General features: G+C 42.9%; 8 protein-coding genes. 3 read left to right on the top strand and 5 right to left on the bottom strand.

Annotated elements, in window-relative coordinates:
* Positions 1–399: 399 nt before the first annotated feature.
* Positions 400–594, top strand: a complete 195-nt coding sequence (locus EYR97_RS04750; protein WP_131092667.1) for a (2Fe-2S)-binding protein — start codon at positions 400–402, stop codon at positions 592–594.
* 229 nt (positions 595–823) lie between these two features.
* Here the strand turns inward: EYR97_RS04750 and EYR97_RS04745 are convergent, their stop codons facing one another.
* The 5 genes from EYR97_RS04745 to EYR97_RS04725 form a co-directional block, all read right to left on the bottom strand.
* Positions 824–3,877: a TonB-dependent siderophore receptor gene (locus EYR97_RS04745; RefSeq protein ID WP_242634894.1), complete on the bottom strand. Its 3,054-nt coding sequence runs from the start codon at positions 3,875–3,877 to the stop codon at positions 824–826.
* Positions 3,878–4,040: 163 nt separating this feature from the next.
* Positions 4,041–5,087 carry a FecR family protein gene (locus EYR97_RS04740; RefSeq protein ID WP_131092666.1) on the bottom strand — a complete coding sequence of 349 codons (1,047 nt, stop codon included), beginning with the start codon at positions 5,085–5,087 and terminating at the stop codon, positions 4,041–4,043.
* A gap of 1 nt (position 5,088) precedes the next feature.
* Positions 5,089–5,649, bottom strand: coding sequence for an RNA polymerase sigma factor (locus EYR97_RS04735; RefSeq protein WP_404840946.1), 561 nt, complete (start codon positions 5,647–5,649; stop codon positions 5,089–5,091).
* Positions 5,650–5,853: 204 nt separating this feature from the next.
* Positions 5,854–8,478, bottom strand: a complete 2,625-nt coding sequence (locus EYR97_RS04730) for a TonB-dependent siderophore receptor (RefSeq protein WP_131092664.1) — start codon at positions 8,476–8,478, stop codon at positions 5,854–5,856.
* A gap of 313 nt (positions 8,479–8,791) precedes the next feature.
* Positions 8,792–9,142, bottom strand: coding sequence for a Grx4 family monothiol glutaredoxin (locus tag EYR97_RS04725; RefSeq protein ID WP_131092663.1), 351 nt, complete (start codon positions 9,140–9,142; stop codon positions 8,792–8,794).
* A gap of 332 nt (positions 9,143–9,474) precedes the next feature.
* On the opposite strand from EYR97_RS04725, the gene sodB reads away from it, so the two are divergent.
* Both sodB and EYR97_RS04715 read left to right on the top strand, forming a co-directional pair.
* Positions 9,475–10,056 carry a superoxide dismutase [Fe] gene (gene sodB / locus EYR97_RS04720; protein ID WP_131092662.1) on the top strand — a complete coding sequence of 194 codons (582 nt, stop codon included), beginning with the start codon at positions 9,475–9,477 and terminating at the stop codon, positions 10,054–10,056.
* 250 nt (positions 10,057–10,306) lie between these two features.
* The gene (locus tag EYR97_RS04715) at positions 10,307–12,229 is read left to right on the top strand and encodes a PrkA family serine protein kinase (protein WP_131092661.1); all 1,923 of its coding nucleotides are present in this window, start codon (positions 10,307–10,309) and stop codon (positions 12,227–12,229) included.
* Positions 12,230–12,261: the final 32 nt, after the last annotated feature.

Below are 12,261 nucleotides of genomic sequence, written 5' to 3'. Positions count from 1 at the left end.
AGTCATACTGCCCACAAATGTACTTATTTGGGCCCACCAAACCGCGTACATTTGCGATTGCCTGACTAAAAAATGACTCATGCACGATTTATGAACAAAGGTAAACAGGCTCTGGAGCCTGCATACCCTTGAAATACCGTTTATTCTTACGTTTCTTATTGAGTTTAGATCGCTCGTTGTATAACAATACTTTAAAACACAGAATTTCTCGTATGCTATTAATTTATTGCTGCTTTTGACCGTTTATAACGTATTTCGCACCTTGTCTCTTCCCCGACTATCTCAGTCCATTGTTCTTTACACATTTGGACAACTCATTAAAATTTGCTTTCAATCTTTTCTTGCCAAAATAAAGAATAACAATTATTATCATTTGCAGATTCATTAGGAGTACATTTAATGTTTGTGTGCATGTGTTATGGGGTAACAGATAAGAGCATCCGAGCCGCGGTTGAGAGCCATGGTGTTGGGAATATGCGCGAGTTACGTCAACATATTGAACTAGGCGCACAATGTGGCAAGTGTATTCAAATGGCACAGCAAATTATCGATCAAACCATTGTTGATGAATCTCTGTTCAAAGACGTGGGTTAACACTTACGTCAGAAAACTCGTATAATTCACACCGAACAAAAAGCCTCAATTCCTCGAATTCATATCCTTGAAGTATATCCACTAAAGTATGCTTGTGACCCTGTGGTAACTTGCGTTGATCGCATAATTAGCATTTGATCCTCAAATTACTCACTACTCACATCGACTGAGCGTACGAAGCACCACGTCAAAATTGACTGCTACCAGCATTGCTAAACGACTGGCAAGACTACTGAAAAGTGTATTCAAGCCCTAGATAGTAAAAAGCCCCGTTAATCCCGCTTGGTGACGTTGGGGGGTAGAGCGCACCGACTTCACCTCGAAAAGGGTTGGTATCAGGCAAAGCATTAAACAAATTTTGACCGCCAAAGGTTGCTCTTATCTGTGCATCATATTGCCACGACAGCTGAATATCAAAAGTTGTCAACGCACTACCGAAAATGTCCATTCCCGCAGAGGCATCGAGGTGATCTTCATAAAATTCACCATAGTAATTTAAGCGCCACGTTATTGCCCAATCACCCTTGAGTTGCTCTAACGTAATATTACCGCGATGTGCAGGCAAGTTATCTTCAAGCATGCGTATTCGAGCTGAGGTTAAATTCGGCACTAACGTCATTTCATTATCAATCACTGCGGGATACAAGGTCACTCGCTCAACCTGAGTATCAGTCCAGTTATACGCCAGCAATAACGTATTTTGCCACTCTAGAAAAGGAAAGTGATAGTTAAGTACAATGTCTATCCCTTTGGTTCTAGTATCAAAATCATTAGTAAAAAACTTGGCAGCATTATACTTCACCGCGTCAGGGCGATTTTGCGCTAATAGCGCATTAATATCTTCTTCAGTAAGAGGAATCGCTGATGTAGTACTGATTCGATCTGACAAACGAATATTGAAATAATCGACTGTGGCAAAGAAGTTTTGATTTAATTGCATCACCGCACCTAAACTAAAGTTGACCGATTCTTCAGGGGTGAGCGGTGTCGCTCCTAGTTGGATTGATATCAAATCAGTGGGTGGAAGCGTTGCTTGATCTTCAAGCCCATTAACTCCGTAGGCGGTCGTTACGTTTATCACATTACTTTGCCCAACAGTGGGCGCTTTAAACCCGGTATTAATAGAGCCGCGAAGTGCAAACTGGTCAGTGAATTTATATCTTGTACTCAACTTTCCATCAAATGTTGAACCAAAATCACTGAAGTGTTCTACCCTAGTGGCTACGCCAAATTGCCAGGCGTCAGTGAGATAAAATTCAAGATCCGCATAAACCGCCCAATTACTTCGGCTCCAATGTCCTGCCGATTGTGGTTGATAACCAGGAAAACCGTTTGAGCCAATAGAAAAGCCTTGAGCAAGACCCAATGGAGGCTCTAGTGCATAAGGCCCTGCAATATAAGAGGCTTCATCGCCAGCCTTTTGAAAATAGGTTTCTTTTCGCCATTCAAAACCCACTGCAATACTGACGGGATCCTCGAAAACGGTTTGAATCAACTTGGCAAAATCAATATTGATAGTACGCTCAACTTGCGAGACGCCACCAGGATAGAATGTGGTGGGTGTAAGCGGGCCTAACGAGGGGTTAACAGTATTTGATATGCTATAGTCAACATCGCTATACCCAATAGTGGCACTGGTATCCACTGCCCACCCTTGAGGCAATTCTCTGCGCATACCAAAGGCAACCGAACCATCGGTAATTGTTCCACCAAAGCGAGGCGTAAATCCTCCAGGGAACCACTCATTATATGCAAAGCAATTCGCACCCAGTGCAGAAGAGTTGTCCGCAATTAATTGATAATTAGGGTCGTTAAGTACGTTTTCATCGCTTAATACTACAGACGGGCAAGCAATGCCGTTGTCTAATCCATCGAGGTCGGCAACAATCAATCGTCGCTCCCCAGTGCTTGGATTGGTACGACTGAATACCCCTTCTCTTGACTGTGGGTTTCTAAAATAGAAGCCACCCGCAATTTGTCTTCTGGCCGCGGTAATAAAGCTGTAAAACTCAGCGTTAGACGACAAGGTATACCCAGAATTTATAGCAAGCTTGATGTCTTCATGAACATCTAATGCCCCCCAGATTTGGGACGGGTTGCTCACGAATGTATTCCCCTGCTCAATTAACGAGGTCGCGTCATCACGCTGTACCGAGCGAGATGTACCATTTTGCTGGCGATATTCAACAGTAGTATTTAAAAAGCCTTTACTACCTAGGCTAATGCCTTTATTAGCCTGAATTTGAAAAAGTTCACCATCGCCTTCTGTATAAAGGCCAGTTCTAAGGGCAACACTACCACCGTCACTGGCATCTTTTAAAACAAAATTAATAACACCTGCGATGGCATCTGAGCCATATTGCGCAGATGCACCATCACGCAATACTTCAACTTGTTTAAGCGCATAAGCCGGAATGACTGAAATATCAGGCCCTTGAGCACCGTCAGATAATCCACCACCTAAAAACGTTATCACCGCAGACCGATGGCGTCTTTTGCCATTTAGCAGCAGTAATGTGTGATCTGATGACATGCCTCGAAGGTTTGCAGGCCGAACAAGGCTACTGGCATCATTAATGGGCTGGTCGTTTACATTAAGCGATGGCACCATCACACTTAACATAGACAACACATCAGAATTCCCTTGTGAATTAAGGCTCTCTGCACTAATAATGTCGAGGGGTACAGGAGATTCAACCACGCTTCTTGGGGTACTTCGCGTCCCTACTACGGCAATTTTTTCTAATGACGTACTGGTATCTTCAGGTTCGTTTTCCTGCTGTTCAACAGGCTGTTTTGCCATCAAAGAAGAGCGAGAACGAATACTCAAGGCCCCAGATTCATCTAGCACAACGGCAAGTTCGGTTCCCTCTAACAACTGCATTAGAGCCTCATTAAGGGTAAAAGTACCTTCTAATGCTCTAGTCTTGACACGTTTTGCAAGGTCGAACGGAAACAGTAATGTGGTATTGGCTTGTTTAGCGAGTTCAGTTAGCGCTTCATTAGCATCTTGTGCGGGAATTGAAAAACTAAACGCCCCGTCATTTCTGTTTTGCTCAGACTGCAATTCGGATTGGTTTATTGCGTTTTTTTGGACTTGCTCAAGTTGTCTTAGTGGTTGCTTTGATTCTTCAGATGTCGCGGACTGTGCATGAGAAAAAAACGTCGCAGTCACGCCACAGAATAGTAATGATGCTTTAACAAGGCATAAGTAAGTTTCTTGGTTAGCGCTAGCTTTATAAGTAGATGCCACCTGCGTGCGAAATTGCGCCAGTCGCACCATAGTGCGAAGCCTATTCTGTATTCGTTGTAATTGTTTTTGTTGTACAGTTTTGCAGTGTCGCAAGTGTTAAATTCGATGTGCTTATTATTTTTGAATTATATTGTCACATTAAATAATATGATGCCAATCAGGAAGCCTAAATGGATCTTTAATCAGTAGTGAACTAACTTTTAGCTACTGACAATTGGATACTATTCTCCGTTACTTTCTCATAGTCAATATTAAAGCTACTTTTAAGAGCAGAAAGCAATCCATCAATATCCCCTACCCTAAAATAGCCCGCCACACGACGTTTGCGCAAGTTATCATCGGATATATTGAAACGGACAGGTGTGTAACGACCTATTTCGGCTAAAACAGCCTCTAACGGTTCACCTTTAAAGACAATCATTCCCTGTTGCCATGCTAGGTCATCATCAATGTCGTTTTGGGACAAGTTTTCACGTGCTTCCACTTTGCCTTTCACAGTTGCCTTTTCGCCGGCAAACATTAATAGACCTTCTTCAGTAATTGGTTTCTTACCGAAAAGTAGATCATTTGAAGCAATGCTGAATCTGTCTTTTACCAAAACTTTGCCTTCAGTTACAACAAGTTCAAAAGCATCATCATTGACATATTGCATGTTAAATGCAGTACCAACTGCGGTAACGGTGTTATTGCCAGCGGTTACTGAGAAAGGGCGACTCTTGTCGTGCGCCACTTCAAAATGCGCTTCGCCTCTTAATAGAACCACATTTCTCGCATTTGAAGAGAAATCTACAGTAACAATCGAGTTGGTATTTAAATGGAGTTTCGAGCCATCTGCCAAAGTAACATTCTTCTGCTCACCCACGGTCGTTTGAACTTTCTCACTGACAGAAGCATATTGTGGGGCGGAGTCAAACCAAGTTCGCTGAACAATTACGCTCAGTGCTACTGCTGCCACAAAAAAAGTCGCAGCTAAACTCCACATCACACGGTTGCTTGTCGATTCTCTCTTCGACGTACGTCGCGGTTGAGGGAACAAGCCACTTAGCTCATTGAGCACCGACATGTCGTCCCACAAGTTAGCGGCATCTAAAAGTGCTTGTCGATGAGCGTTACTTTCACCTAACCATTCATCTAAAATGACTTTTTCTTCGTCGTGCAACCCGCGGTCGAGACGACTTATCCATAAGCACGCTTGCTCTTGGATATCTTCTTTGCTGGAAAACTGGCGAATATTATTCATGTTAACTACGACTTATGTCCTGAGTTCCGTTTGCAATGGTATGAGGGGAACCACTGTCTTTTGACAGCTCAGCTAGATATCTAGAGCACATCATCAAACCTTTAGCGACATGCTTTTCAACAGTACTTTCACTTAACCCCACAAGTTCTGCTATTTCTTTTTGTCGCATGCCATATACTTTTTTAAGTAGAAAAACGCGCTTCACGTCCGCAGACAATGTATCTGTGGCTCGACAAAAGTGAATGAAGCGCTCCTTGCTTTCTACATTTTTCTCTAAACTGTGCCCAACGAGTTCGTATGGTAAAATATCCATATCGTCGAGCTGCTGCTTGTTTTTATTTTCTGCTTTGGCTACATGATTCAACGCGAGATTTCGTGCTGTTTTGAGCATGTACGTGCGCTCGAATTGAATTTCTTGTTTTAATTCTGCTTCATAGCTTTTGATAAACGCTTCTTGAACAATATCTTCGATGTCATCTGCACCAACAATAGACCCTACCGCACGCATTAACTTGGAGCGGTATTTTAAAAAGGTTTCAGCTACTGTCGACTTTCGCGTCATAATTTTAAAACTGTTGTGTGTCGTTTTGCTTACAAAAGGGTTAATAATGCCTAGGTTTTTGTCAATTTTCACGCTTTTTCAGCCAATGTGAAATAAGCATCAGTAAAAACCGAGGAATGAATAGTAAAAGATAAATTGCGTATTACATTCCGTTGATTGTTTATACGAGTAAAGGGAGCCGAGGCTCCCTTTGTTTTTTGCCACTTAGAAGGTGTAAACACCTCTCAAGTAATAGAAGCCACCATTGATACCAATTGGTGAAGTTGTTGGGTAAGCAGAACCTGCGATTTGCGCGTAAGTAATGCCACCTGCATCCGTATTGTTTTCATCTGGGTATTCATCAAATGCGTTCTTCGCACCGATAGTAACCGTAAACTCTTCAGTGAAGTTATAAGCAACTTCTAAATCAACCGTGATTTCAGAACCCACCTTCTCAATTGGTAATGCTGAATCTAGGTGATCTTCAAAGATGCTTCCGTAGTAATTCACACGAGCAAGGAAACGCCAGTCGCCATTAGTATGGTTCGCTGTCGCGCTGTAACGCACTGCAGGAAGGTTGTCTTCTAACATGCGAATACGGAAATCAGAGATATTTTTTGAGGCGCGGTCAACTTCTGTTGATGTCCAGTTATAAGCAAGTGAAAACTTAGTATCGCCACCCAGCATTTCCATGCTGTAGTTTGCTACTACGTCAACGCCTTCAGTAGTAGTATCAAAGTCGTTGGTAAAGAAGCTAATTTCAGAGAAGCTTGATGCATCGCTGATACCTTGTGCAAGTAACGTTGCAATATCTTCTTCTGTAAGCTCAATACCCGACGCTGTACTAATACGGTCAGTTAGCTCAATGTTGTAGTAGTCAGCGGTAATGAATAGGCCATTGTCAAAGTCTGCAACCACACCGAATGTGATACTTTCTGACTCTTCAGGCGTTAGCTGTTCACCACCTTTAAGCTGAGATACCGGATCTGTAGGAGGTAATGTTGCACGGTCGATTAACTGACCACCCGTACCAAATGCCGTCGTTACGTTACGCACGTTACTTTGACCCAATGTAGGTGCTTTAAAGCCAGTTGAGAATGCACCACGGAAAGCGATGTTCTCAAGTGCTTGCCAACGGAAAGCAATTTTACCTTTAGTCGTATCACCGAAGTCAGAGTAATCTTCATAACGTAGCGCACCGGCTAACATAAAGTTCTCTGTGATGTACGCTTCTGCATCGATATACAATGCAATATTGTTACGGGACACACGGCCTTGGCTATTGGCCGCCAAGCCAGGGAAACCATTAGAACCAATGCCAAAACCTTGCGTCGCCAACGGGCCAATTTCATAAGACGCAGGGTCGCCTGCGAAGCTTTCATAGCTTTCGTTGCGATATTGGAAGCCAGTCGCTACGAATAGCGGCTCGTATAGGCCAACATCAAACGGCTTAGTGAAATCGATATCGAGTGTTTGTTCAGACTGTGTATAGCGACCTGGGCTAAACTCAAACGGTGTATCTGGACCTAACGACGGGTTGATCGTATTGCTAATAGCAAAATCAACTTCGTTTTGGCCTAAGTTTAAGCTCACGTCATAGGTGATGTCGTTGTCTAGCTCGCCTCGTGTACCAAACACCAATGACATATCAGTCACGGTGCCACCAAAACGTGGAGTAAAACCGCCAGGTAGAATTTCGTTAAACGCGAAACAGTCAGGGTTATTCTGAACTTCGTTAATGTAACGCGGGTTTTCAAGCACGTTATCACCAACACGAATATCTGTTGGACAATTACCCGACATATCCCCCGTCAAATCGCCCACTAATAGTAGCTGATAACCTTCACCTTCACTAATAACACCATCACCATCAAGGTCTGCTGGGTCAATACCACCATCGTTAACACCACCGCGGTTGTGTGGGTTACGATAGTAGAATCCACCTTCTACTTCACGCTCAGCATAGTTACCAAATAAGTACGCTTCGGAAGAATCGGAAAGCTCTAAACCCAAGTTAGCAAATAACTTGATGTCGTGTTTAATTTCCGGTGAACCCCAGATTTGCGCTGGATCTGCAACCGCAGTATTGCCTGCATCAATCAAACCAGCGGCATCAGCACGTTGAACGCTTCGCGACGTGTCATCAGCGGTGCGATACTCAGCCGAAAGGTTAATGAAACCTTTATCAGATAGTGGCATACCCACGTTACCTGAAAGCTGGATCATATCGCCATCGCCCTCGTAGTATGAACCATAACGGGCTTCAAACATGCCGCCTTCGGCAGCATCGTTAAGTACAAAGTTGATAACACCCGCAATAGCGTCTGAACCGTACTGTGCAGCAGCACCGTCACGAAGTACTTCAACTTGCTTTAAGGCTGCGGCTGGAATAACCGAAATATCTGGACCTTGTGCACCATCTGACAAGCCGCCACCTAAGAAGGTGATTACCGCCGAACGGTGGCGACGCTTACCATTCACAAGCACAAGAGTGTGGTCCGATGCCATTCCACGTAAGTTAGCTGGACGTACAAGTGTTGATGCATCGTTAATAGGTTGGTCGTTTACGTTAAAAGACGGAACAACAGTTTGCATCATGGATACCATATCAGTGGCACCTTGCTGCTTAAATTCTTCGTCTGAAATGATATCAATGGGTACTGCTGAGTCTGCAACTGAACGAGGCGCTGCACGTGAGCCTACAACCGCAATTTGTTCGAAATCTTCAGCTTTTGCACTTTCTTCCGCTTCTTGCGCGAAAACAGGTGCCGTCGCCATTACTGAAAACGCAGCAGATGCAGCTAGCACGCCACGTACGTTTTTAGTCAATAAAGACAAGGATGTATTCATGGTGGTTTCCCGGATGTTCTCTTGTACTTATTTCACACCGTTTTTGGGGTGAAATAAGCCGTTAGAATGATTGTTATTTTATACCTTCAACACTGACTAACGACCTGTCAGCATGCTTTTTTATAGAACGCAAGATATTAAAAAACAAACCTTTTTTGACAAAATAAAAATATATTTTCAGACCATAGAGGATTTCGATTTCTGGTCTGTCTATAGATATTTACGGGAAAAATAAATAGGGTATTTTCGTGGCTTTTAAATTAAAAAAGCCGACTAGAAGCCGGCTTTTAAATCTAAATTTCAGATGTTGAATTTATTCAGCTTCTTTATACTTATCAGCCGTTTCTTTGATAAGCGGTTGCAATTCATTTTGCTGAAACATCTCTATTATGATGTCACATCCACCAATAAGTTCACCGTCAACCCAAAGTTGTGGGAACGTTGGCCAGTTTGCATATTTTGGAAGTTCCGCGCGGATATCTGGATTTTGCAGAATATCAACATAAGCAAACGGTTCGCCGCAAGACATTAGCGCTTGTGACGCTTGTGATGAAAAACCACAGCTAGGTAGTTTTGGAGAGCCTTTCATGTAAAGAAGAATTGGGTTTTCTTCGATTTGCTGTTTGATTCTATCTAGCGTCGATTGGCTTTCTGTATTATCCATTGGATCCTCTCAGCAGAAAAATGTATTCCATGTAAATGGGAATGCGTGAACAAATTATCAAGAGGCAGAATAGCATAATTTTTAGGGCTAATAACGCAGGTTAGATTGATCTTTTCACACCTGTTATGCCTAAGAAGTCTTGTCTACAACAATACGTTATGAGTAAGAGCAAAAAAAATCGCATTTTTGTCATTGTGTTAGAGGACTTTATCCCCACATTTACGATATGCTCTAAGAGTTTTAATTAGGGTGAATACCCAACGCGCAGTTTCGAACAGGCATCGCAATTGTGCCAATTGATTAAAAATACTAAACCAAACATGGAGACCGTCATGGCTTTTGAACTACCAGCATTACCATACGAACAAAATGCACTAGAACCGCATATTTCTGCTGAAACGCTTGAGTATCACTACGGCAAGCACCACGCTACATATGTCACCAAGCTTAACGGCCTAGTTGAAGGTACTGACATGGAAAATAAAAGCCTAGAAGAAATTATCAAATCTTCTGAGGGCGGTGTTTTCAACAATGCAGCACAAATCTGGAACCACACTTTCTATTGGCATAGCCTAAGCCCAAATGGTGGCGGTGAGCCAACTGGTGCACTAGCTGACGCTATCAACGCAAAGTGGGGCTCATTCGCTGACTTCCAAGCAGCCTTTAACGACAAAGCAGTAAATAACTTCGGTTCAAGCTGGACATGGCTTGTAAAAACAGCAGATGGCGGTTTAGACATCGTTAACACTAGCAACGCTGAAACACCAATTTCAGGTGACGAACTTACGCCACTACTTACTGTTGACCTTTGGGAACACGCCTATTACATCGATTACCGTAATGCGCGTCCTAAGTACCTAGAGAACTTCTGGGCATTGGTTAACTGGGAATTTGCTAACAGCAACTTCGCATAATCAAAGCGTGTATATAAGCTATAGAAGCCTCGCATAAGCGGGGCTTTTTTATGCCACATTTTTCTATTGCTTCTTTCTATTACTGCATCAACCAAACGCATCTATTTAGTGACACTAAATTCTTCATTAAGTTGCATTTTTCAATAGACCAAATCTTAACGTCCTATACAAAAGTTTACTAATAATTACTAACGTTTTTGAGAATACCTACTAAGCTGAAAATACGGGGTTCCGTATTTAAGGAGTATTCATGGGTATTTTTGAACACTATCAAAATCGCTACGAAGAGCGAAAACAAGAAGAGTTCACCATTGGGGAGTTCCTTGAAATTTGCAAAGAGGATCAACTCGCCTATGCCAATGCAGCCGAACGGCTGCTTAACGCAATCGGTGAACCGCAACTTATCGACACAGCCAACGACCCGGCCTTAAGCCGTATTTTCTCAAACCGCGTCATTTCTCGTTATCCAGCTTTCTCAGAATTTTATGGCATGGAAGAGGCCATTGAGCAGATTGTTTCGTATCTGAAGCATGCCGCTCAAGGACTTGAAGAGAAAAAGCAAATTCTCTATCTACTTGGTCCTGTGGGTGGCGGTAAATCTTCCCTTGCCGAGCGACTTAAAGAGCTCATGCAGAATGTACCGATTTATATGCTGAAAGGGTCACCCGTTAATGACCATCCATTCTGTCTTTTTGATGAAAAGGAAGATGGCGAGATCTTAGCCAACGAGTACGGAATACCGAAAAGGTATTTGAAAACCATCATGTCACCCTGGGCACGTAAAAGGCTGCATGAGTTCAACGGTGATATCACACAGTTTAAAGTAGTACGAGTATATCCGTCGGTGCTAGATCAAGTTGGTATTGCCAAAACCGAACCCGGTGATGAAAACAACCAAGATATTTCATCATTAGTGGGTAAAGTAGATATTAGACGACTTGAACAGTATGCCCAGAACGATCCTGATGCCTACAGTTATTCAGGTTCACTGTGTAAAGCCAACCAAGGGTTGATGGAATTTGTAGAGATGTTTAAGGCACCAATCAAAGTGCTACATCCACTGCTTACCGCCACGCAAGAAGGCAATTATAATCCTACAGAAGGCTTTTCTGCCCTGCCCTTTGACGGGCTTATATTAGCGCACTCGAACGAGTCTGAGTGGCAGGCATTTAGGAATAATAAAAATAACGAAGCCTTTCTTGACCGAGTATATATCGTAAAAGTTCCCTACTGTCTTCGCGTCAGTGAAGAGATTCGCATTTACAAGAAACTGCTCGATAGCAGTGAATTACACGGTGCACCCTGTGCACCAGATACCTTAGAGTGCTTGGCACAATTCAGTGTATTGTCGCGCTTGAAAGAGCCAGAGAACTCTAGCTTATTTTCTAAAATGCGAGTCTATGACGGTGAAAGTCTGAAAGATACCGATCCCAAAGCCAAGTCGTATCAAGAATACCGAGATTACGCCGGTGTTGACGAAGGCATGGAAGGGTTATCGACGCGCTTTGCGTTTAAGATATTGTCTCGGGTTTTTAATTTCGATCATCAAGAAGTTGCGGCCAACCCTGTTCATCTGTTTTACGTACTCGAACGTCAAATTGAGCGTGAACAGTTTCCACAAGACACCAGCGACAGGTATTTAGAATTTTTAAAAGGTTACCTGATTCCTCGCTATGTTGAGTTTATCGGTAAAGAAATTCAAACCGCCTACTTAGAGTCGTATTCTGAATACGGCCAGAACTTATTTGACCGCTACGTAACTTATGCCGATTTTTGGATCCAAGACCAGGAATATCGAGACCCAGAAACCGGTCAGCTCTTTGATAGAGCGTCATTGAATGCCGAACTTGAAAAAACAGAAAAGCCGGCTGGTATCAGCAATCCTAAAGATTTCAGGAATGAAATTGTTAACTTTGTATTGCGAGCTCGTGCGAATAATGCCGGTAAAAATCCTTCTTGGACAAGCTATGAAAAGCTCAGAACTGTGATTGAGAAGAAAATGTTCTCAAATACTGAGGACCTACTTCCGGTTATTTCCTTTAATACCAAAGGGTCGGCAGATGAGCAGAAGAAGCACGACGACTTTGTAAATCGTATGACCCAAAAAGGATATACCAAAAAGCAAGTGCGCTTGCTATGTGAGTGGTATTTACGTGTGCGCAAAGCGTCCTAGCATTATGCAGGGCGCATAGATCAAAGTGGTGC

The organism is Alteromonas sp. KUL42 (assembly GCF_006538325.1).
GTDB lineage: Bacteria > Pseudomonadota > Gammaproteobacteria > Enterobacterales > Alteromonadaceae > Alteromonas.
The sequence above is the reverse complement of the archived record's forward strand: the minus strand, read 5'-3'. Positions and strand labels throughout refer to the sequence as shown.